The following is a 22184-nucleotide window of genomic DNA, read 5'->3' on the forward strand; positions in this document are numbered from 1 at the left end:
GACCCCCTCCTCCGAGGGCGGATTCCGGCCGTGGACGGCCTTTTTTCGTCCTCCCGGACGATTTCGTCGCCCTACCCGTAAGTGTCGCGGGGACCGCGCCCCTGAACCGTCCTGGGACCGCGTTTCCAGGTGGGGGCGTCGGGGCCTGAAACCCGGATCGACTGCACCCCCGCCTCGGGGTGCCGCTCGGCGATGGTCGTCGTGACGGTGCTACGCATCAGTCGGAGCTGGGTCGCCCAGGCCGTCGAGTCGCACCGGATGACGAGTGCACCGTCGTCGATGGTCACGGGTCGGGAGTGCTTCGCGAGTTCCTCGCCCACCACGGCGGGCCAGTCCACGAACAGCTCGGACCGGGCGAGGGGCTCGGTCCAGCCCAGTTCCTGCGCGAGCGAACCGACGACGTCACCGAGTCCGGCGGGCTCGCGACCGCGACCGTAAGGCACGGAATCGGGGTCGAGTCCCTTCATACGGCGCCGGCGCGCGTCGACGCCGCGCTTCGAGGGGTCGCCGAAGACGGCGCGGAGGTGCCGGTAGACCCGCGAGGGCTCGGTCGGCTTCGACGGCTTCGGCATCAGACGCCCGCTCCGGTCGGGTCGGCTTCCGCCCGGTGGTCGTCCGGTTCTTCGGTCGGACTGGAGGCGCGGCTCGGCTCCGCCTCGTCGGTCACGATCGTGCCCGCTTCGATCCGGACCGTGTGCGCGGCCAGCTGCTCGGGCACGTCACCGAACACCGCCGCGGTGATGAGCACCTGCTCGTAGTCGGCGACCGCCCCGGCCAGGCGTTCCCGGCGGGACTCGTCGAGTTCGGCGAACACGTCGTCGAGGATGATGATCGGATCCCCCAGGCTCGACTCCGCGCGGAGGATCGACGCACTGGCCAGCTGCACGGCGAGCGCGAACGACCACGACTCCCCGTGACTCGCGTAGCCGCGGGCAGGTAACCCGTTCAGCTGGAAGAGAACGTCGTCGCGGTGCGGACCGACGAGCGTCAGGCCGCGGTCGAGCTCGTCGCGTCGACGCCGTTCGAGTGCTGCTCGGAAGGCATCGGCAGCCGCGGTGACGGTGACCGGCTCGTCGGGTGTCCCGAGGACGGGATCCGTCGCGGCCGCGTCCTCCGGGTCGCCGCCGCGGACGCTCAGGACGCCGGTGATCGACGCCTCGTGCCGTTCGCCGGCGACGGTCGCGTAGGCCTCGGCCACGAACGGGGCGAGCCGCCGGGTGAGGTGGTCACGGGCGGCGATGATCTCCGCGCCGAACGCCACGAGTCGCTCGTCCCAGACGTCGAGCGTCGCGAGCGAACCCGCCTTCGCTCCGGTCGCCCGGGCCGACTTCAGCAGGGTGTTCCGCTGGCGGAGCGTCCGGTCGTAGTCGGCGAGGACGCCCTGCATGCGCGGGGCGATCTGCCCGAGGAGCTCGTCGAGCATCCGGCGTCGGCCAGCCGGTTCGCCCCGGACGAGCGCGAGGTCCTCGGGAGCGAAGAGGACGCTCGTGCAGTAGCGCGGGAGCTCGCGCGGCTTGATGGCCGAGCGGTTCACCTGGGCCCGGTTCGAGCCCGTCCGGTTGATCTGGACCTCGGCGAGGATGCTGCGGTCCTCGTGGGCGAGCCGGGCGCGGACGATCGCCGCGTCGCAGCCCTGCCGCACGAGTGCCGCGTCCGTCGGGACCCGGTGCGAGCCGAGGGTGGAGAGGTAGCCGATCGCCTCGACGAGGTTGGTCTTGCCCTGACCGTTCCGGCCGACGAACAGGTTCGGCCCGCGTGCGAGGTCGACCTCGGCCTCCCGGTAGTTCCGGAAGTCCGTGAGTTGCAGGTGGTCGACGTGCACGCGGGCCGTGGCCGGGTTGCCCCGGTTGGACTACGCCTTCTTGACGGCGTGGCCGCCGAACTGGTTGCGGAGCGCCGCGACGGCCTTCATCGTCGGGGACTCGCTGCCCTGACGCGAGACGAAGCGGGCGAACATCGCCGCGGAGAGCGCGGGCATCGGCACCGCGAGCTCGATCGCCTCTTCGAGGGTCCAGCGACCCTCGCCCGAGTCGTCGACGTAGCCCTCGAGCTCGTCGAGCTTCGGGTCCTCGTTGATCGCGAGGACGAGGAGGTCGAGCAGCCAGGAGCGGACGACCGTGCCACGCTGCCATCCGGCGAAGACCGCCGGGACGTCGTGGACGATGTCCTTCGCCTCGAGGAGCTCGTAGCCCTCGCCGTAGGCCTGCATGATCGCGTACTCGATGCCGTTGTGGACCATCTTCGCGTAGTGGCCCGCGCCGACGCCGCCGGCGTGCGAGAAGCCCTCTTCGCGCGGGCCCTCGGGACGGAGCGCGTCGAAGACCGGCATGGCGAACTCGACGTCCTCGGGGGCGCCGCCCACCATGAGGCCGTAGCCGTTCTCCTTGCCCCAGACACCGCCGGAGACGCCGGCGTCCATGTAACGGATGCCCTTGGCGTCGAGCTGCTTGGCGTGCACCTCGTCGTCGAGCCACTTCGAGTTGCCGCCGTCGATCACGAGGTCGCCCTCGCTCAGGACGTTCGACAGGTCGGTGATCACGTCGTCGGTGATCTTGCCGTGCGGGACCATGACCCACACGAGCTTCTTGCCCTCGGGGAGCGCCGCGGCGAGTGCGCCGAGGTCGGCGACGTCCGAGACGGCGGGGTTCGCGTCGTAGCCGGTGACCTCGATGCCTGCGTTGCGGAGACGGGCACGCATGTTGTTGCCCATGCGACCGAGGCCGACAAGACCGATGTGCATGATTTCCTCTTCTGTTCGTCGTCGCGCTGATGCAGGGATGGCGCGTCAGCGCAGTGTTCGGCTGTTGCGCTTACCGCAGCAGGAGATTGGGCTGCAGCAGGTACCGGTATCCGTCCGCGGCCGGGGCCTCTTGCGAGGTCTGCCCGGTGATGAGCACCGGGCCCGGCTTGTTGGGGTTCTCCGTCTTGGTGAAGGAGATCCGGACGAACTCGGAGTGCACCGCGTTCAACCCGTCCAGGAGGAAGGCGGGTTTCAGCGAGACCACCGTTTCCTCACCGGTCAGCAACGCACTGATCGACTCTGACGCCTGCGCTTGTTCGGAACCGATCGCTTCGAGCGTGAGCCCGTCGACCGTGAAGGAGAACCGGAGGGCGGCTTCGCGCTCCAGGACGAGGGAGACCCGTCGGACCGCCTCGACCAGTTCCGCGGTGTTGATCACCGCGTGGTCCTGGACGGTCTCGGGGAAGAGCCGGCGGACCGGCGGGTAGTTGCCCTTGATGAGCAGCGACGTGACGGTCTTGTCGTCCGCGTGGAACGCGATCAGCTCGCGGTCGGACGAGCCGCTGATCGACACCGAGACGGTGGACGCCGAGCCGAACGTGCGGCCCACCTCTTGCAGGGTGCGAGCCGGGACGAGCGCGTGCAGCGGGTCGGAGCCGACGCGGCCGGAGTCCCACGCGATGGTGCGGACGGCGACGCGGTAGCGGTCCGTGGCGATGAGCGAGAGGTCGTTGTCGCCGACCTCGAGCTGGACGCCGGTGATCACGGGGGTGACGTCGTCGCGGCTGGCGGCGACGGCGACCTGGGACACGGCTTCGGAGAAGGCGTCGCCGGGGATCACGCCGGTCTGCTCACCGATCTCCGGGAGCGTCGGGTACTCCTCGACCGGCATGGACAGCAGCGTGAAGTGCGCCGAACCGCAGGTGACCGAGATCTTCGAGTCCTCGGTGGTGAAGGTGACCGGGGCGTTCGGCAGGCGGCTCGCGATGTCGTTGAGGAGCCGGCCGGAGACGAGCACCGTGCCGGGGTCGTCGATCTGCGCGGCGATGGACGTCTGCGCCGAGACCTCGTAGTCGAACGACGAGAGCGTGAGTCGATCGCCGTCGGCGTGGATGAGGACGCCCGAGAGGATCGGGAGGGTCGTGCGCTGTGGGAGGAGCTTCACCGCGAAGGAGACGGCTTCGGAGAAGACGTCCCGGTTGACCTCGAACTTCACAGCTGGAACCCCTGTCGATCGGTTGGACTGTCCGGCCGCCCCATTGTGGCACAGCCCGGCGAGGCCCGGATTTCTTGTCATCCCGCCGTCCACAAGGTTGGCCCGCTGAGATCAATCGTTAACCAGGAGTAATGGTGTTAACGCCTGTGCACACTGTGGATAACCCTGTTAACACCGCTTGTCCACAGGGAACTACACACGTGTGAGTTGTGAGTGGTGTGTGGGCGGCGTCTGGATGAATGAATCTCATCTATCCACTTCCATCCCCAGTCTCCACAGGTGGCCCCTCCGCTGTGAACAACCGACCGGCGTGTCCTCCACAGTTATCCACAGGCTTTCCACACTGTGTGAAGTCCGGCGCATGGAACCGTCTCAGATGGTGGATGCGCGCGGAAGCAGGCCGATCTGACGGTCGTCAGCCGCGCCTCCAGGGCCGTACCAGATGTGCGCAGCGCGACGCGACGCAACGCGACGTGCGTCAGCGGTAGCGGCGGTCCTGCTTGATGCGGCTGGTCAGCTCCGTGACCTGGTTGTAGATCGAGCGACGCTCCTTCATGAGCTCCGCGATCTTCTTGTTGGCGTACATCACCGTGGTGTGGTCCCGGTTGCCGAAGAGCTGTCCGATCTTCGGCAGCGACAGGCTCGTCATCTCACGGCAGAGGTACATCGCGATCTGCCGTGCCGTGGCGATCGCCTGCGAGCGGGAGGACCCGTAGAGGTCGTCGACGGAGAGCTTGAAGTACTCCGCGGTGTGGTTGATGATGTCCGTCGGCGCGATCACGTTGTCGTCGTCGAGCGTGATGAGGTCCTTGAGGACCGTCTGCACCAGGGCCATGTCGACGGCCGTCCGGTTCAGGCTCGCGAACGCCGTCACGCGGATCAGCGTGCCCTCGAGCTCGCGGATGTTGCTCGACACCTTCGACGCGATGAACTCGAGGATGTCGTCGGGCACCTGCAGGTGGTCGGACTGCGCCTTCTTGCGGAGGATCGCGATGCGGGTCTCGAGGTCCGGCGCCTGGACGTCGGTGATGAGGCCCCACTCGAAGCGGGAGCGCATCCGGTCCTCGAACCCGGTCAGGTGCTTCGGCGCGACGTCCGACGTGATGACGACCTGCTTGTTGTGGTCGTGCAGCGTGTTGAAGGTGTGGAAGAACGCCTCTTGCGTGGAGTCCTTGCCCTGCAGGAACTGGATGTCGTCGATCAGCAGGATGTCGATGTCGCGGTACCGCTGCTGGAACTGGTTCGACCGGTTGTTCGCGATCGAGTTGATGAAGTCGTTCGTGAACTCCTCGCTGGACACGTACCGCACCCGGATCCCCGGGTAGAGGCTCTCGGCGTAGTGGCCGATCGCGTGCAGGAGGTGGGTCTTGCCGAGGCCTGAGTCGCCGTAGATGAAGAGCGGGTTGTAGGCCTTCGCCGGCGCCTCGGCCACCGCGACCGCCGCCGCGTGGGCGAAGCGGTTCGACGAGCCGATGACGAAGTTGTCGAAGTTGTACTTGGGGTTGAGCCGGGACTCGGGGCGACCGCTGGTCCCCGGGGAGTCGATCTGGCTCGGGACGAACGGCGCCTCGATGTACTGGCGGGGGGCCGCACTCTGCTCGACGGCTTCCTGCACCGGCTCGGCGTACTCGGGGACGTTGCTCGTGACCTGCGTGTCGACCCGCGGCTCGGACGCCATGTCCGGGTTCACCGTGATGGCGAAGTTCGCGACCGTGTCGTCACCGATGCGGGAGACGGCCTCGGTGATCGGGATGCGGATCCGCTGCTCGAGCATGCCGCGGGTGAGGTCGTTCGGCACCTCGAGGTAGAGGGTGCCGGCCAGCACGCCCTTCGGCTCGACCAGGTTGAGGAAGCCGTGCAGCTGCGGGGTGATGCGGTCGTCCTCCGAGAGGAGTCCGAGGACGGATGACCAGAGGTCCTCGACGGGGTCGGCCGGCATCGTCATGTCGCGCTCGTCTCCTGATGTCGTGTCGTGCTCGTCGCTGGTGCTCGTCTGCACTGGGTGTCCACCGCCGCCGGACGGACCGGCGCAGCGTCGACCGCCGGAACGTTCCTGGCGAGTCGTCGTGAGTCCGGGTGGCATCGTCGACGTCCCGGACGCGTGTCGTCCCGCATGGTGGTCCACAGGGTTGTCCACAGTCTTGTCCACGACCGGCGCGAGCCGCACGACGAGGGGAATCCCCCGTCGTACCGGGCCGCTGGCCGGTCGATCACCCCACTGTAAAGGACTCGAGCGCGTCGTACCGAACGCACGTTTTCCCCAATGTGGATAATGAACGTGCGCACCGCTCCCGCGGTCGGGTCGACGACGGCGTTTGACCTGCTCGCCCCTGTCACGTACCGTTAACCAGTTGACTGCGGCCATTCGGTCGCGCCCATCTGCGTCGTTCGGCACCGAGCGACTACACATACGTGACGGCTCGCCGCGAGCAGCCGTGTGGAGAACATCATGAGCAAGCGCACCTTCCAGCCGAACAACCGCCGCCGCGCCAAGAAGCACGGCTTCCGCGCCCGCATGCGCACCCGTGCCGGCCGCGCCATCCTGGCCGCACGTCGCGCCAAGGGCCGCACCGAGCTCAGCGCCTGATCAGGCTCCCCGCCTGATCTCGTCCTCCGGTACCGACTCGTGTTGGCCCGCGCCAACCGGATCGTCCGAGGTGACGACTACCGGTCCGTCGTGCGTCGTGGTCGCAGAAGCGCCACGGCGCACGCCGTCGTATCGGTGGTCCGTCGCACCTCGGACGACCCGTCGAGCGGTACCGGTCCGACACGGTTCGGGTTCATCGTCGCGAAGACGGTGGGCAACGCCGTGACCCGGAACCTGGTCAGGCGTCGCCTCAAGGCGATCGCGCACGGGCTGCTCGCCGACATCCCCGTCGGCTACGACGTGGTGGTCCGCGCACTGCCAGCCGCTGCGCAGGCCGGATGGCCTACCCTGCTCGAAGACGTCTCGCGCTCCTGTGCGCGTGGTGTGGAGAAGGCAGCATGAACCGCAACCTGTGGACCCGGCTCGCCTGGGCCGTCGCGTTGCTCCCGCGCAACGTGTGCGTCATCGTGCTGCGCGCCTACCGTGCCGTGATCTCACCGCTCTACGGCAACGTCTGTCGGTACCACCCCTCGTGCTCCCGGTACGCGCTCGAGGCGATCCAGCAGTACGGCGTCGTCCGCGGATCCGCCATGGGTGCATGGCGCATCGCACGGTGCAACCCCTGGGCAGCCGGGGGCATCGACGACGTCCGTGCACGGCGTCGCCCCTACGACGTCAACCGGTTCGGGTTCGTGCTCGCACCGACCCAGCCGCAGCCGCAGCCCACGGGTGGTTCCACCCTGCCGGTCCTGCTCCCCCAGCGCACTCGAAAGGCGTGACAGTCCCCATGGACCTCGGATTCATCGGAACGATCCTCTGGCCGCTCAAGTGGGTGGTCTCGGCCATCCTCGTGGGCTTCCACTGGATCTTCGAGAGCATCGGCATGGACCCCGGAGCCGGCATCACCTGGGTGCTCTCCATCATCTTCCTGACCTTCGTGGTGCGCGCCGCGCTCATCCCGATCTTCGTGCGCCAGATCAAGTCGCAGCGCCGCATGCTCGAGGTGGCGCCGCAGCTCAAGAAGATCCAAGAGAAGTACAAGGGCAAGAAGGACCAGTTCTCGCGTGAGGCCATGAGCCGCGAGACCATGGCGCTGTACAAGGAGACCGGGACGAACCCGCTGAGCTCCTGCCTGCCGCTGCTGATCCAGATGCCGATCTTCTTCTCGCTGTACTCGGTGCTGCACGAGGCGCAGATCAACAAGACGGGCATCGGCCTGCTCACGAACGACCTCGCCGCGTCGTTCGGCAACGCATCGCTCTTCGGCGCTCCCCTGCACGAGACGTTCACGAACGCCTCCGGCTGGGAGGTCCGGGTCATCGCCGGCGTCATGATCGTCGTGATGACCGCCTCGCAGTTCATCACCCAGCTGCAGCTCGTCGCGAAGAACATGTCGCCGGAGACCAAGGAGTCTCCGATGTACCGCCAGCAGAAGATGATGCTGTACATCCTCCCGCTGGTCTTCGTCATCTCCGGTCTGTCGTTCCCCCTCGGCGTCATGTTCTACTGGCTCGCCTCGAACGTCTGGACGATGGCGCAGCAGTACTTCGTCATCCGCAGCATGCCGACCCCCGGCTCCGAGGCGGCACTCGCTCGTGAGGCACGTCTCGCGAAGAAGGCGCAGCGTCGCGGTGCGGCCACCCCGGTCCTCGCCGAGGCCGGCGCCGGGGCCGGTGCCGCCGAGATCGAGGCCGTCCGCGTGACGACCCAGCGGCAGCAGCCGGTCGGCAAGAACCGTGCCAAGAAGAACGGGAAGAAGTAAGTGACCGAGCAGGACACCGCGGACGCCGTGGACACCACCGTCGACACCTCGACCGCGACCGTCGACGACGACGCCCGCGACGAAGCCGACATCGCGGCGGACTACATCGAGGAACTCCTCGACATCTGCGACCTCGACGGTGACATCGAGATCGAGGAGCGTGCGGGCCGCGTGTACCTGTCCGTCACGGACGAGGGCGACGCGCTCCGCGTGCTGTCGAAGCCGGACACCGTCTCGGCCCTGCAGGAGCTCACGCGCATCGCCGTCCAGGCCGAGACCGGCGAGTTCAGCAGGCTGATCCTCGACGTCGGCGGCTCGCGCGATGCTCGTGCGTCCGAACTGCAGCGGCTCGTCGACACCGCCATCGAGCGCATCGAGGCGGGTTCGACCACGGCTGCACTCCCCGCGATGTCGTCGTACGAGCGCAAGCTGGTCCACGACCTGGTTGCCGAGAAGGGCTTCCACTCGGAGTCCGAGGGTGAGGGTCGGGACCGCCACACGGTCGTCACCCGATGACCGAGACCGCGCCTCCCGTCCTCGAGACGGAGCCGGCGGCTGCTGCGACGCTCTTCGGCGAACGCCTCGACCTGGCGCGTTCCTTCACGAACGAGCTTGCTCGACGCGGTGAGGAGCTCGGCCTGATCGGCCCACTCGAACTGCCGCGCTTGTGGACGCGACACATCCTCAATTCTGCGGTGCTCGCTCCACTCCTGGAGGAACGGGGCCGGGTTGCGGACGTCGGTTCCGGTGCTGGACTCCCCGGCTTGGTGCTCGCGATCGCCCGCCCGGACGTGCACCTCACGCTCATCGAACCGATGGAACGGCGAGTGGATTGGCTGACGTCAGAGGCCTCGCGCCTCGGCCTCGACAACGTCGAGGTCGTCCGTGCCCGTGCTGAGGACGTCGCCGACGACATCGTGGTCGACCAGGTGACTGCGCGGGCCGTCAGCGCGTTGTCGAAGCTGATCCCCCTGACCGTGCCCCTGGTTCGATCCGGTGGCCAGCTCATCCTGATGAAGGGCGCCCGCGTCGAGGACGAGATGGAGAAGGCCCGAAAGGTCATCCTCCGAAAGCGTCTCGCCGATGTCGAGGTGCTCGAGCTCGGAGTCGGTGTTGTCGAGGAGACCACGCGCGTCTTCCGGGCTACAGTTGACTGACGCTGCGGCTCGGGCCGGCTCGACCGGCCACCAGTGGCTCCGCGTTCCACGTGAAACACCGAACCGGGGAAGAGGCACTCGTTGAGTTCATCGACCGATTACGACGCGTCGACACCGCTCGCCCGTGAGATCGCTGATCTGAACCGTCGTCGCCGTGCGATCGCGACGCAGCAGTTCCCGCTGCCGCCGAAGACGCGTGTCTTCACGGTGTCGAACCAGAAGGGTGGCGTCGGCAAGACCACCACCACGGTCAACCTCGCCGCTGCGTTGGCGCACGGCGGAGCGCGCGTGCTGGTGATCGACCTCGACCCGCAGGGCAACGCGTCCACGGCGCTCGGTGTCAACCACCAGGCCGAGGTCCCGAGCATCTACGACGTGATCGTCGACGAGGCGCCGATCGCCGACACGGTCCAGCGCTCCCCCGAGTCGGACACGCTCTGGTGCGTACCGGCCACGATCCACCTCGCCGGCGCCGAGATCGAACTGGTGTCGCTCGTCGCTCGCGAACAGCGCCTGCGGACCGCACTGGACCAGTACCTCGAGTCGCTGGACGAGCCGTACCACTACGTGTTCATCGACTGCCCGCCGTCGCTCGGGCTGCTCACGATCAACGCCTTCGTCGCAGCGCGCGAGGTCCTGATCCCGATCCAGTGCGAGTACTACGCGCTCGAAGGGTTGAGTCAGCTGCTCCGGAACATCGAGCTCATCGAGCGGCACCTGAACCCGAACCTCGCCGTGTCGACCATCCTCCTGACGATGTACGACAGCCGGACGAACCTCTCCAACCAGGTCGCAGCAGACGTGCGGGAGCACTTCGGCGAGCAGGTGCTCGAGGCCGTGATCCCCCGATCCGTCCGCGTCAGCGAAGCCCCGAGCTACGGGCAGAGCGTCGTTGCGTACGACGTCAACTCAACCGGCTCGCTCTCCTACCTGGAGGCGGCAGCCGAGATCGCAGCACGAGGAGCGCAGCACTGATGGCACCGAAGCGAACTGGACTCGGACGGGGCATCGGCGCCCTCATCCCGACGGCGTCGGAGCAGCAGGACCGTCCCGTCGACGTCTTCTTCCCGACCGGCGGATCGCCGGCGTCCGCGCCGCTCGTCGACGGTGCAACCGCAGAGGAGCTCGTCGCGGTTCCCGGCGCGCGTCTGGCGAACCTGAACCCCCTCGACGTCGTGCCGAACGCGCAGCAGCCGCGCAAGGAGTTCCGCGAAGAGGAACTGCAGGAACTCGTCCACTCGATTCGTGAGATCGGTGTCCTGCAGCCCATCGTCGTGCGCCCGATCGCCGGCGCCGCTGGGACGGAGCCGCAGTACGAGCTGATCATGGGTGAGCGCCGACTTCGCGCCACCAAGGAGCTCGGGCTGAGCACCATCCCGGCCATCGTCAAGGACACGCCTGACGATGCGATGCTCCGCGACGCGCTGCTCGAGAACCTCCACCGTGCAAACCTCAACCCGCTCGAAGAGGCTTCGGCGTACCAGCAACTCCTGGCGGACTTCGGGATCACGCAGGAGCAGCTCGCCCAGCGGATCGGCCGTTCGCGTCCGCAGATCACCAACACCATTCGTCTCCTGCGACTCCCCTCCCCCGTTCAGCGGCGCGTGGCAGCTGGCGTGCTCTCGGCCGGACACGCACGTGCGATCCTCGCTGCGCCTGACGCCGAGGCCATGGAGTACCTCGCCGAGAAGATCGTCAACGAGGACCTGTCCGTCCGGGCCGCCGAGTCGATCGCGCAGCAGCTCGCGGCGAAGACTCCGATGAAGCCCAAGGCGGAGCCGTCCAAGCGGCAGGTGCACTTCAACGACCTGGCGGAGCGGCTCGGGGATCGGCTGAACACGCGGGTCAAGATCGCTGTCGGGGCGCGGAAGAGCTCGGTGACGATCGACTTCGCGAACGGGGATGACCTCAACCGGATCCTCGGGGAGCTCGGTATCGAGGACGTCGCGGGCTGACGTTCGGCCGTCTTCTGCCGCGGAGGTCATTGTGCGGCGCTGTGCGGCCGCCTGCGGGCTCGACGGCGTGGTCGGGTCCGCGGGTCTGACGGCGGGTCTACTGGGCCCGGAGTGAGCCTGCTGTGACCTCTCGCGCACCCCGTTGTTCAGGGCCTGATTGTGCAGGCAGCGTTTCACGTGGAACATCGAGTCGAAGCGCCAAGGGTGGTTCGTGTCGGCCAGCAGACGCCGTTCTGTCCGATCGTGGCGCCGTGCTCGCGCCTACCGGAGCCGTCAGACCGAGCGATCTGGCCCCTGCACGGAGCGGCCAGGAGCGGCCAGGCGTCGAAACCAGTGGCCCGCGTGTCCCCGCCGTGGCGGTCATCCGGGCCATCTGCTTGCGGTGGGGCGGTCGAGCGGCTCCGGCGCGTCTCGGATCCGGCCTTGTGCCGAGAGGTCGAGACCGGCGTCTTGCGCGCGGGCTTGGGGGAATGTTCCACGTGGAACGGGTGGATCAGGCCCGAGGTTTCACGTGGAACACGGCACGAAGCTTCCACAGCCCCACGGCAGCGAACACGGGCTTCAGCAGGATCATCTCTCCGAACCGGTAGTCATCGGCAGCCGCGAGCCGCCCAACGAGCTCTGGTCGCTGACGCGCGAGGTAGACACGCGCCTTCTCAGCGTGCAGTCCGTTCGATGCGAAGGCGACCCAGTCAGCGGACTCGATCCACGGCAGCGCATTGCGCACGTTCTCCCACGTCGAGCGACTTTCCAACTCAGTCGCGATCGGACCGTCCCACCCGAGAGAGCTCTCGATGTAGTCGCGGAGGAGCACAGCCTCCGCGACGGTCCCGCGCACGGCTCCCCCACTGCAGAGGATCCAAGCGGGAGCGCCGGCCGCGCGAGCCGAGCGTGCTGTGCGGACAGCGATCCGAGCCCGCCACCGATTCACGACGTTGATGCGATGACGCCGATTGCCGAACCCCAGGACGACGACGAGCCCAGTGGAGCCCTTCGTCTGTCGTGGAAGCCGTCCTGCCCGACGAGCGGCCCGCCAATGCACGGCTTTGCCCACGGCCAGTGTCCCGAGGCCCACGGCCGCCAGGACGACGGCAAGGGATGTTCCACGTGGAACGTGTCGGCACCCCACGATCGCGGTGTCAGGCCCGGTGGTCGCGGATCGCCTGCTCCGCGAGCTCGGCGTAGGTCCATCCCAGGTCGAAGCCAGACGCGGACAGGGCCTGCGGCACGAGAGAGGTCTCGGTGAGCCCGGGAAGGACGTTCGCCTCGAGGAACCAGGGTGTCCCAGCGGCGTCGACGATGAGGTCGACGCGCGAGATGTGTCGCAGACCGAGCGCCTCATGGGCTGCCACAGCGGCGGCGGACGCAGCAGCTGCGAACTCCTCGGACAGGCGGGCCGGCGTGTAGAAGGTGGTCTCGCCGGCGTTGTACCGCGCCTCGAACCCGTAGATACCGCTGCGCGGGACGATCTCGACGGCGGAGAGCGCCACCGGACCGTCGCCGGTGTCGATGATGCCGACCGCCACCTCGGTCCCACGGATGAGCTGCTCGACCACGACGTCGTCGCAGTACGTGTACGCGGTGACCATCGCGCGGGGCAGGTCGTTCACGTCGTCGACGAGGGTGACGCCCTGGGCGCTGCCGCCTCGGGCCGGCTTGACGGCGAGTGGGACCGGGTGCTCGACAGCGATGCTCTCGAGGACGCCGACCGCGCCGAGCTCCCGGAAGACGTCGTGCGAGAGCGTGACCGAGCGAGGGGTCCGGACGCCCGCCCGCGCGACCAGCGCCGACGCGGTGGGCTTGTCCCATGCCAGCCGGGCCGACGTCGAACGTGAGCCGACGAACGGGATGTCCAGCGCCTCCAGGATGCCCCGCAGGGCGCCGTCCTCACCGGAGGCGCCGTGCAGAGCCGGCCACACGACGTCCGGGCGGCTCTCCCGCAGGGTCGGCAGCAACGAAGCGTCTGCGTCGCGGAGGTCCACCTGCCAGCCGTACCCGGTCAGCGAGTCGGCCACACGGCGACCGGACCGCAGGGAGACGTCACGCTCGTGCGAGATCCCTCCCGCGACGACGACGACGTGACGGCGGGTGAGCTCGGCCATGCGGATGGACCTCCGGTACTGCGGGTGGAACGGTGAAAAATGCTGATCAGGAGATGTTCGGCGGCGGAGCGCTCACCGACGATGCCGGTCGGACGACCGCGTTGGGCCGCGTCGCGGACCCGAAGGTCTCGACCAGCTCGAGCTCGTCGTTGACGACGTTCGCGAGCCGCTTCACGCCGATGCGGATCTGCTCCGGCGTCGGGTAGCAGAACGACAGGCGGATGTGACCGCCGCCGCGTCCGTCGGCGTAGAAGGCCGTCCCCGGGGTGTAGGCGACGAGCTCCTTGACCGCCCGCGGCAGCATCCCCTTGGAGTCGAGCGACTCGGGCAGGGTCAGCCAGACGAAGAACCCACCGTTCGGCTTCGTCCAGGACAGGTCCGGCAGGAACTCCCCCAGCGCGGACAGCATGGCGTCACGACGCTCGGCGTAGAGGCCCCGGAAGGTGTCGACCTGACCCTTCCAGTCCGCGGCGTCGAGGTAGGCGTTCACGACGTACTGGCCGAAGGAGTTCGGCGCGAGGACGGCCGACTCGTTGGCGAGGACGAGCTTCTCGCGGATGGCGTGGGGTGCGAGGGCCCAGCCGACGCGGAAGCCCGGCGCGAGCGTCTTGGAGAACGAGCCGAGGTAGACCACGCCCTCTTCGTCGATCGATCGGATCGCCTGCGGCGCCGGCTCGTCGAACCAGAGGAGGCCGTAGGGGTTGTCCTCGAGCACGAGGATGTTGTTCGACCGGCAGATGTCGAGGATCTCGATGCGACGCTCGCGGCTGAGGGTCACACCGGCGGGGTTGTGGAAGTTCGGGATCGTGTAGAGGAACTTGATCCGCTTGCCCTGGGTCCGAAGGTTCGCGATCGCTTCGCGCAGCGCTTCGGGGACGAGACCGTTCTCGTCGGTGGTGACGTGCACGGTCTCGGCCTGGTACGACCGGAAGACCCCGATCGCGCCGACGTAGGACGGCGACTCGGCGAGCACGACGTCACCCGGGTCGATGAAGAGTCGGGTGACGAGGTCCAGCGCGTGCTGCGACCCGGTGGTGACGACGACGTCCTCGGCGCTGGCACGGATGCCCTCGAGGCTCATCACGTCGACGATGTGCTCGCGCAGGGACCGCAGGCCCTGTCCCCCGCCGTACTGGAGCGCCATGGCGGCGTCCTCGGCCATGACACGGTCGAGGGAGCCCGTGACGAGCTCACGCGGCAGCGCGGAGACGTACGGCATGCCGCCGGCGAGCGAGACCACCTCGGGCCGCGACGCGACGGCGAACAGGGCTCGGACCTCGGAGGCGCTCAACCCGGCGGTGCGCTGGGCGTAGGAGTCGTACCAGGGGTCGAGGCTGTTGCCGTTCGTCATCTTGGCTCCGTTCCAGCGGGACCTGCCCGCCACTCACATTCCCGCCACACTACGACATCGACCCCGGAAACCCGGGCCCCGCGACGGGGCCGATCCTGAACCAGTGGCCCGGGGGACGCGAGCGGCCCCGCACCCGGTGGGGTGCGGGGCCGCTCGGTGGGGCAGGTGCCTACGCGAGGAACTCTGCGAGGTCGGCCTCGAGTGCCGGCTTCGGCTTCGCGCCGATGACGGTCTTGACGACCTCGCCGCCCTTGAAGACCTTCATCGCCGGGATCGAGGTGATCTGGTAGTTCATGGCCGACTGGGGGTTGTCGTCCACGTTGAGCTTCACGATCTCGATCTTGCCAGCGTGCTCTTCGGCGATCTGGTCGAGGATCGGCGAGACCGCGCGACACGGGCCGCACCACTCGGCCCAGAAGTCGACGAGGATCGTCTTGTCGGACTTGAGGACCTCGTCCGAGAAGGTGGCGTCGGTGACTGCCTTGGCGTTGGACATGTGTGCTCCTTCGAGAAGTCGATCAGTGGGTGCAACGCCCGGGGCGCTGCGGTATTCCGTGGATCAGGCGTGGGCGGCTTCGACGTCGACCGTGACGGGCGACTCCGGGGTGACGCCCTCGGCGGGGCCGGTCAGTGCGTCGTCGAGCTCGGCGAGGTACTTCTCCGCGTCGAGCGCCGCGACGGTGCCGGAGCCGGCAGCCGTGATCGCCTGGCGGTAGGTCGGGTCGATGACGTCACCGGCGGCGAACACGCCGGGCAGGTTCGTCTTCGAGGAGCGACCCTGGACCGCGATCGTGCCCTCGGGAGCGATGTCGATCTGGCCGTGGATCAGGTGCGTGCGCGGGTCGTTGCCGATCGCGATGAAGAGGCCGTCGAGGGCCAGCTCGCTCTCGGTGCCGTCCACCGTGTCGCGCAGCGTGACGCCGGTCACCGCGGAGTCACCCGTGATGCCGGTGACCTCCTTGTTCCACGCGAACTCGATCTTCGGGTCGTTCATCGCCCGGTCCTGCATGATCTTCGACGCGCGCAGGGTGTCCTTGCGGTGGATGACCGTCACCTTGTCGGCGAAGCGGGTGAGGAACGTCGCCTCTTCCATCGCGGAGTCGCCACCGCCGACGACGGCGATGTTCTTCTGGCGGAAGAAGAAGCCGTCGCAGGTTGCGCACCAGCTGACGCCGTGGCCGGACAGCCGCTCTTCGTCGGCGAGGCCGAGGTGGCGGTACGCCGAGCCGGTCGCGTAGATGACCGCGAGGGCCTCGTACGTCTCGCCGGAGCCGACCGTGACCTTTTTGACGTCACCGGTGAGGTCGACCGACACGGCGTCGTCGTACAGGACCTCGGCGCCGAACTTCTCGGCCTGTTCCTGCATCTTGATCATGAGGTCCGGGCCCTGGATCCCCTCGGGGAAGCCCGGGAAGTTCTCGACCTCGGTCGTCTTCGTGAGCTCGCCGCCGGTCTCGACGCTGGAGGCGACGATCAGGGGCTTGAGCTCCGCGCGTGCCGCGTAGATGCCGGCGGTGAACCCGGCCGGGCCGGAACCGATGATGATGAGCTGGCGCATGCCTCGCTGCCCTTCCGTAGATAGCTGACCGGGTCAACACATGCTACCGGCGTGGCATTCCGCATCACCCGGGAGCGCGTCAGCGACCGAGCCGCTTCCGCAGGATGTCGACGGCGCCCCTGATCTCGCCGTTCTTCGCGACGACGAGCGCCCCGAAGTAGACGAGCACCATCACGGCGCCGGTGAGGGCGATGGTGATCAGTGCGCCGGAGACGTCGGACATCGCGAACCCGTCGGCCGAGAAGCCGCCGAAGAAGTTGACGACGACGAGCCCCACGACGCCGGAGATGAGCGCGGCGATGACGAACTGCACGTGCGACCGGGTGACGATCGGCCCCTCGATGCCGTTCAGACGCTTGCGGACGAGGACGAGCGCGATGATCGTCTGCACGGTCCCCGCGACGGTCGTGCACACCGCGATCGAGACGCCGATCACGTTGCCGGGGAAGGTCGCGACGGCGAGGGCGCCGATGACGAAGAGCACCGACTGGACGCACTGCATCAGGAACGGCGTCCGGTGGTCGTGCAGGGCCCAGAACACCCGCTGGATGATGAAGAGCATGCTGAACAGCACGAGACCCGGCATGTAGGCCCACAGGACCTCGGCCATCGCCTGGGTGTGGTCGAACCGGTTCTCCCAGATCCGGGCGAACGGCATCGCGAGCACGATGAGCGCGACGCTCGCGAACACGGTGAACAGGCCGACGATCCGCAGCGAGAGCGAGAGGTTCCGGCGCACTGCTCCGAGGTCGCCGCGTTCGGCGTCGTGGCTCATCCGCGTGAAGTACGCCGTCGCGATGGAGACCGCGATGATCGAGTGCGGGAGCATGAACAGCAGCCACGTCGTGCCGAGGGTGGCGATGCCGGCGCCCCCGGCGAGCGATGCGACGCGGGACTGCACGATGCCGGCGAGCTGCGTCACGAGGATCATCGCGAAGAGCCACCCGGCGGCCGTCCCGGTGGAGCGCAGCCCCACCCCGCGCCAGCGGAAGTCCGGTCGGAAGGTCAGTCCGGCACGCCGCCAGAAGAACGGCAGGAAGGCGGCCTGCGCGAACACGCCCAGGGACGCGCTACCGGCGAGGACGGCGATCTTGATCGCCGTCCACCCCTCTGTGGAGGAGTTGACGTCGCGACCGCCGAACAGCGCGATGAAGACGATCAGTCCAGCGATCGCGATGACGTTGTTGAGCAGCGGCGCCCAGGTGAAGGGCCCGAACACCTGCTTCGCGTTGAGGACCTCGCCGAGGAGCGAGTACATCGCGTAGAAGAGGATCTGCGGCAGGCACCAGAACGCGAAGGCGACGGCGAGGTCGGTCTGCGCGTCGGTGAAGCCCTTGCTGTCGCCGGACGCCTGCTGGCTGTACACGGAGACGAGGAACGGTGCGAGGAGCGTCGCGACGATCGCGATGACGACGAACACCGACCCGCCGAGCGTCACGATCTTGTTGACGTAGGCCACGCCGCCGTCGGTGTGCTGCTTCATCGAGCGGACGATCTGCGGGATGAGCACGGCGGACAGCAGGCCGCCGGCGATGAGCGCGTAGATGTTGTTCGGCAGCTGGTTCGAGATGCCGAAGGCGTTCGCGGCGTCGGAGCCGGTGTTGCCGATCGCGAAGGCGAGGACGAACGTCTTCGCGAAGCCGAGGATGCGCGACAGCATGGTGCCGGCGGCGAGCATCGCACTGGCACGGCCGAGACTGCGCTCGGCGGCCGGCTCCGCGTCGACGGACGGCTCGGGCTGGGTGGCGCTGATGGTCGGCTCCTCGGGGTCGGCTGTCGGTGCGTCGCGCACCGCGGTGTCGGACTGGAGGAACGGTGCACGCCCGTCGTGCGGCGATGCGGCGGGAACGGGGTCCCCACCGACCACCGGCTGGACCTCGAGCAGCCGGTTCGGGTCCTCGTCGTCGTCCTCGTCGCCGTCGCCGTTCCGGCGACGGCGACGCTTCCGGATGCTCCGGAAGATGCCGAACCCGAAGATCGCGACGAGCGCCGCTGCCGCGGCCGCGGTGATCACGGTCTCCCACTGCGCCTGGACGTTCAGCTCGACGGTGGCCGGGGTCGCGATCTTCACCCCGGTCGGACTCGTGAGGGAGAGGGTCAGGTTGACCTTGCCGTTCGCGACCGACTGGACCGGCACCGTCGTGCGGGTGGAGGAGTCCGGCTGGATCTTCACCTCGATGTCGTTCCGCACCACCCGCAGCGCGGAGTTGGACGGCTGCACGGACAACAGCACCGTGACCGGGAAGTCGGAGCGGTTCCGGATCGAGATCGGCAGCGAGGACCGGTCGCCGAGCAGGGTGAGGCTGCTCGAGTCGGGGATGCTGATCTGCGAGGTCTTGCCCGCCCAGTTCGCGACCTGGGCGTCGACGGCGGTCGCGAGGCCGTCCGTGTCGATGCGCCAGGCGTTCGAGGCCAGGGCGAGCAGCCGGAGTCGGGCGGGCGCGGTCAGGTCGGTCGGGGTGTCCAGCGCGGACGCGAACCCGGCGAGGTCCTGTTCGCCGTCCACCAGTCGCTGCAGCTGGTCGATGCGAGCGTCGCCGTTCGTCCCGGCGGACAGCGTGAGGGAGCCGGCCGTCGCGGAGGCCGCGGTGGAGAGGTCCGCCGGGGCGACCCAGGCGGTGTCCTCGATTGCGTCGAGGGCCTGGCTCAGCCGCGCGGAGTTCGTCGGCCAGTCGCGACCGAGGGTGAGCAGGATCGGTGCCTCGGCCGTGCCCGCCCGGGCGGAGGTCGCGAGCGTCGCGGTGAGCTCGGACATGGCCGTCGACCACTCCTGCTGGCTCGACGCGGTCGCCGCGGTGCGGAGCAGGGCGGACATCGACTGGTCGGACACGAGGACGTGTTGCCCGGCGATCTGCTCGGACGCGGCGATCGTCGTGTCCGCGCCGGCCGACGTGTTGCCGCTCGACACGATCGTCGTCTTCGAGCCGGCCTTCGCGAGCGCCGGCAGGTCCGCCGCGGTGACGGTGCCGTCGGACGGCCAGGCGATCCCGTCCATCGAGTAGGGGAAGTCGAGCAGGGAATCGGTGGTGGGCAGCGTCGCGGGTGCCTCGTCGTCCGTCCCGGGGTCCGCGGTGGCGTCGTCGGTCGGTGACGTCGAGGCGGAGGGGTCGGCCGTCGGGCTCTGCGGATCCGACGTCGGGGTCGGGGTCGGGGTGGACGCGCCGGGGAAGTTCTGCTGCTTGATCTCCTGGTCGAGGGAGATCGGCGAGAGGACCCCGTCGGCTCCCGCCTGCCGGAGGCCGGTGACGTCGGCGTCGGCGTACGGGAGCGCGAAGGTCTCGTTGCGGAGTGACTCGAGCCGGTCCAGCCACGCGGTCGCCGACGACGGTGCGTTCTCACCGAGGATCCGGATGGACGCGATGATCCGCGGGTCGATCGCGACGGCGACGTTGTGGTCCTCGGCCGCGTCGAGCTGCTGGGTGAGCGTGCCGTCGACGGCGGTCGCTGAGGCCAGGACGCCGGCCGTCAGGACGCCCTGGTTCGTCGCCGGGACGGTGATGGGCATCGCGACCGAGACGCTCACCGGCGTCTGGTCCGTCTCGGGGTACCAGGTGATCGCGGACCGCGCCACGGCGTAGGTGTCACCGGCCGTGTACTCGGCGGCGATGCGTCGGGCACCGAACGACGAGTACCCGCCGAGGGCGACGTTGCCCGAGACGATCTTCACCGAGCCGAGCGTGACGGATCGGTGTGCCGGGACCGCCGGGACGTCCACGGAGTCCATCGGGGCGCCGAGGTAACCGGTCGTGCTGGTGTCGGCGAGCCAGTCGGAGAGGACGTCGCGTGTGCTCACGGAGCGGAAGATGTCGAGCTCCGCGGTGCCGGCGGGGACGTCCGCGTTGGTGTCGTTCGTGACCGTGACGGAGAGCTCGAGGTCCTCGTCGCGCTGGACGATCCCGCGGTTCGCCGGCGCGATCGTGATCGTCGTCCGGCCCTGCTCGGCAGCCGCGGGGTGTGCGGTGTGCGTCGTGGTCGTGGAGGCCGTCGTGGCGAGAGCACCGTCGGCCGCAGCGGGCGCGACGACGAGGCCGAGCGCGACGAGGGCCGACGCGGCGGCGGCGAGCGTGGTGCGGAAGATCTGCATGCGGGAGGGGCCACGGGGTCGGTTCGGGCCGTCCACGAGTGTATGAGGCCCGACCATGAACGCTCCCGTGCGCGCGCACGTTGTGGAGAACTCAGGCCTGCGATCTGGGAGGATGAGGACCGTCATGCAGTCCGTTGCCCAGGCCGTCGAGCGACTCGACGCACTCGCCGCCACCGAGCCCGTCGCCATCCTCGCTCGGGCCTTCGCCGACGCCGGACACGAACTGGCCCTCGTCGGTGGGCCCGTCCGCGACGCCTTCCTCGGGCGTGCGGTCACCGACCTCGACTTCACCACCGACGCCCGTCCGGACGACATCCTGCGGATCGTCGGACCGATCGCGAGCAACACCTGGGACGTCGGTCGGCAGTTCGGCACCATCGCCGCGCGGGTGGCCGGCGAGCAGGTCGAGATCACCACGTACCGCAGCGACGTCTACGACGGCGAGACCCGCAAGCCCGAGGTCGCGTTCGGCGACACCATCGAGGACGACCTGCTCCGCCGCGACTTCACCGTCAACGCGATGGCGCTCCGGTTGCCCGCGCGGGAGCTCGTCGACGTGCACGGCGGCGTCGAGGACCTCCTCGCCGAGCGCCTGCACACGCCCCAGGCCGCCCGGGTCTCCTTCCGCGACGACCCCCTGCGGATGATGCGCGCCGCCCGGTTCACCGCGCAGCTCGGCTTCACGGTCTCGGACGAGGTGCGCGAGGCCATGACGGACCTGGTCGACTCGATCGACATCGTCTCCGCCGAGCGGGTCCGCGACGAACTGGTCAAGCTCCTGAACACGGACGAACCGGTGGACGGCGTGCGGCTGCTCGTCGACACCGGGCTGGCCGAGCGGTTCCTCCCCGAACTGCCGGCGATGCGGCTCGAGATCGACGAGCACCACCACCACAAGGACGTCTACGAGCACTCCCTCACGGTCCTGACGCAGGCGATCGGCTACGAGGCCGAGCGGCACCCCGGCGACGCCCCCGACACCGTGCTCCGACTCGCAGCGCTCCTGCACGACATCGGGAAGCCCGCGACCCGCAAGCTCGAGCCCGGCGGCGCCGTGAGCTTCCACCACCACGACCTCGTCGGCTCGAAGCTCGCGAAGAAGCGGCTCCGTGCCCTGCGCTTCGACAACGACACCATCGCCGCCGTCAGCCGCCTGATCGAGCTGCACCTCCGCTTCTTCGGCTACACGGACGGCGCGTGGACCGACTCCGCCGTCCGTCGCTACGTCCGGGACGCCGGCGACCAGCTCGAACGCCTGCACGAGCTCACCCGCTCCGACGTCACCACCCGGAACCGCCGCAAGGCCGACCGGCTCGCCTTCGCGTACGACGACCTCGAGGACCGGATCCGGGAACTCTCCGAGCAGGAGAAGCTCGACTCGATCCGGCCGGACCTCTCCGGCGACGACATCATGCGCATCCTCGACATCCCGCCGGGGCGTGCCGTGGGCGAGGCCTACCGCTTCCTCCTCGAGGTGCGGATGGACGAGGGCCCCCTCGGGTCCGACGATGCCGAAGCGCGTCTGCGCGACTGGTGGGCCGCCCGCGACGCGACCGCCTGACGGACGCGATCGGTTCTGCACAGCCGGTGGCGCGCCTCCAGGCCGTCCGCTAAGCTTGCCGGGTTGTCCGCACGCACTCTGCGTGGCAGGACACATGCATCAACCCTCCTG

General features: G+C 68.8%; 20 protein-coding genes. 9 read left to right on the plus strand and 11 right to left on the minus strand.

The window, feature by feature from the left end; translation table 11 throughout:
- Nucleotides 1–71 precede the first annotated feature (71 nt).
- From HWD93_RS01870 to dnaA, 5 genes are all read right to left on the minus strand, one after another.
- Complete coding sequence (locus HWD93_RS01870; RefSeq protein WP_071294231.1) at nucleotides 72–572, minus strand: DUF721 domain-containing protein; 501 nt, start codon at nucleotides 570–572, stop codon at nucleotides 72–74.
- Nucleotides 572–1822, minus strand: coding sequence for a DNA replication/repair protein RecF (gene recF / locus HWD93_RS01875; protein ID WP_261645867.1), 1251 nt, complete (start codon nucleotides 1820–1822; stop codon nucleotides 572–574). Before recF ends, HWD93_RS01870 begins: the two co-directional genes overlap by 1 nt.
- Nucleotides 1823–1852: 30 nt before the next feature.
- Nucleotides 1853–2740 carry a phosphogluconate dehydrogenase (NAD(+)-dependent, decarboxylating) gene (gnd, locus tag HWD93_RS01880; RefSeq protein ID WP_092385584.1) on the minus strand — a complete coding sequence of 296 codons (888 nt, stop codon included), beginning with the start codon at nucleotides 2738–2740 and terminating at the stop codon, nucleotides 1853–1855.
- A gap of 70 nt (nucleotides 2741–2810) precedes the next feature.
- Nucleotides 2811–3956, minus strand: coding sequence for a DNA polymerase III subunit beta (gene dnaN, locus HWD93_RS01885; protein ID WP_070417468.1), 1146 nt, complete (start codon nucleotides 3954–3956; stop codon nucleotides 2811–2813).
- 478 nt (nucleotides 3957–4434) lie between these two features.
- A complete protein-coding gene (dnaA, locus tag HWD93_RS01890; protein WP_070419317.1) occupies nucleotides 4435–5901 on the minus strand; it encodes a chromosomal replication initiator protein DnaA in 1467 nt (488 codons plus the stop codon).
- Nucleotides 5902–6405: 504 nt separating this feature from the next.
- On the opposite strand from dnaA, the gene rpmH reads away from it, so the two are divergent.
- From rpmH to HWD93_RS01930, 8 genes are all read left to right on the plus strand, one after another.
- The gene (rpmH, locus tag HWD93_RS01895; RefSeq protein WP_058724833.1) at nucleotides 6406–6543 is read left to right on the plus strand and encodes a 50S ribosomal protein L34; all 138 of its coding nucleotides are present in this window, start codon (nucleotides 6406–6408) and stop codon (nucleotides 6541–6543) included.
- Between the two features lie 39 nt (nucleotides 6544–6582).
- Entirely contained in the window at nucleotides 6583–6945 is a 363-nt protein-coding gene (rnpA, locus tag HWD93_RS01900; protein WP_070417469.1) for a ribonuclease P protein component, read from the plus strand.
- Nucleotides 6942–7322, plus strand: a complete 381-nt coding sequence (yidD, locus tag HWD93_RS01905) for a membrane protein insertion efficiency factor YidD (RefSeq protein ID WP_071294227.1) — start codon at nucleotides 6942–6944, stop codon at nucleotides 7320–7322. The genes rnpA and yidD overlap by 4 nt, the downstream gene beginning before the upstream one ends.
- Nucleotides 7323–7330: 8 nt before the next feature.
- Entirely contained in the window at nucleotides 7331–8305 is a 975-nt protein-coding gene (gene yidC, locus HWD93_RS01910) for a membrane protein insertase YidC (protein WP_070417471.1), read from the plus strand.
- A complete protein-coding gene (locus HWD93_RS01915; protein WP_175473651.1) occupies nucleotides 8306–8821 on the plus strand; it encodes a R3H domain-containing nucleic acid-binding protein in 516 nt (171 codons plus the stop codon). It begins immediately after the preceding gene.
- Complete coding sequence (rsmG, locus tag HWD93_RS01920) at nucleotides 8818–9462, plus strand: 16S rRNA (guanine(527)-N(7))-methyltransferase RsmG (RefSeq protein WP_261645868.1); 645 nt, start codon at nucleotides 8818–8820, stop codon at nucleotides 9460–9462. Before HWD93_RS01915 ends, rsmG begins: the two co-directional genes overlap by 4 nt.
- 81 nt (nucleotides 9463–9543) lie before the next feature.
- Nucleotides 9544–10437: a ParA family protein gene (locus tag HWD93_RS01925; protein WP_071294225.1), complete on the plus strand. Its 894-nt coding sequence runs from the start codon at nucleotides 9544–9546 to the stop codon at nucleotides 10435–10437.
- The gene (locus tag HWD93_RS01930; RefSeq protein ID WP_261645869.1) at nucleotides 10437–11417 is read left to right on the plus strand and encodes a ParB/RepB/Spo0J family partition protein; all 981 of its coding nucleotides are present in this window, start codon (nucleotides 10437–10439) and stop codon (nucleotides 11415–11417) included. Before HWD93_RS01925 ends, HWD93_RS01930 begins: the two co-directional genes overlap by 1 nt.
- 493 nt (nucleotides 11418–11910) lie before the next feature.
- Here HWD93_RS01930 and HWD93_RS01935 read toward each other — a convergent pair whose 3' ends face one another.
- The 6 genes from HWD93_RS01935 to HWD93_RS01960 form a co-directional block, all read right to left on the minus strand.
- The gene (locus HWD93_RS01935) at nucleotides 11911–12546 is read right to left on the minus strand and encodes a YdcF family protein (protein ID WP_261645870.1); all 636 of its coding nucleotides are present in this window, start codon (nucleotides 12544–12546) and stop codon (nucleotides 11911–11913) included.
- A 10-nt stretch (nucleotides 12547–12556) separates the two neighbouring features.
- On the minus strand, nucleotides 12557–13519 hold the full coding sequence (locus HWD93_RS01940) for a D-alanine--D-alanine ligase (RefSeq protein WP_092385576.1): 963 nt from the start codon (nucleotides 13517–13519) through the stop codon (nucleotides 12557–12559).
- 46 nt (nucleotides 13520–13565) lie between these two features.
- On the minus strand, nucleotides 13566–14870 hold the full coding sequence (locus tag HWD93_RS01945; protein ID WP_261645871.1) for a PLP-dependent aminotransferase family protein: 1305 nt from the start codon (nucleotides 14868–14870) through the stop codon (nucleotides 13566–13568).
- 169 nt (nucleotides 14871–15039) lie between these two features.
- Nucleotides 15040–15366, minus strand: a complete 327-nt coding sequence (gene trxA, locus HWD93_RS01950) for a thioredoxin (RefSeq protein WP_017887828.1) — start codon at nucleotides 15364–15366, stop codon at nucleotides 15040–15042.
- 63 nt (nucleotides 15367–15429) lie between these two features.
- The gene (gene trxB, locus HWD93_RS01955; RefSeq protein WP_070417477.1) at nucleotides 15430–16428 is read right to left on the minus strand and encodes a thioredoxin-disulfide reductase; all 999 of its coding nucleotides are present in this window, start codon (nucleotides 16426–16428) and stop codon (nucleotides 15430–15432) included.
- A 79-nt stretch (nucleotides 16429–16507) separates the two neighbouring features.
- On the minus strand, nucleotides 16508–20512 hold the full coding sequence (locus HWD93_RS01960; RefSeq protein ID WP_261645872.1) for a murein biosynthesis integral membrane protein MurJ: 4005 nt from the start codon (nucleotides 20510–20512) through the stop codon (nucleotides 16508–16510).
- Between the two features lie 124 nt (nucleotides 20513–20636).
- Between HWD93_RS01960 and HWD93_RS01965 the strand changes: the two genes are divergently transcribed.
- Nucleotides 20637–22073 (plus strand): CCA tRNA nucleotidyltransferase, encoded by a 1437-nt coding sequence (locus HWD93_RS01965; protein WP_261645873.1) that lies wholly within the window; start codon nucleotides 20637–20639, stop codon nucleotides 22071–22073.
- Nucleotides 22074–22184 lie beyond the last annotated feature (111 nt).

Source organism: Curtobacterium sp. C2H10 (assembly GCF_025407985.1).
In the GTDB taxonomy this organism is placed as follows: Bacteria; Actinomycetota; Actinomycetes; order Actinomycetales; family Microbacteriaceae; genus Curtobacterium.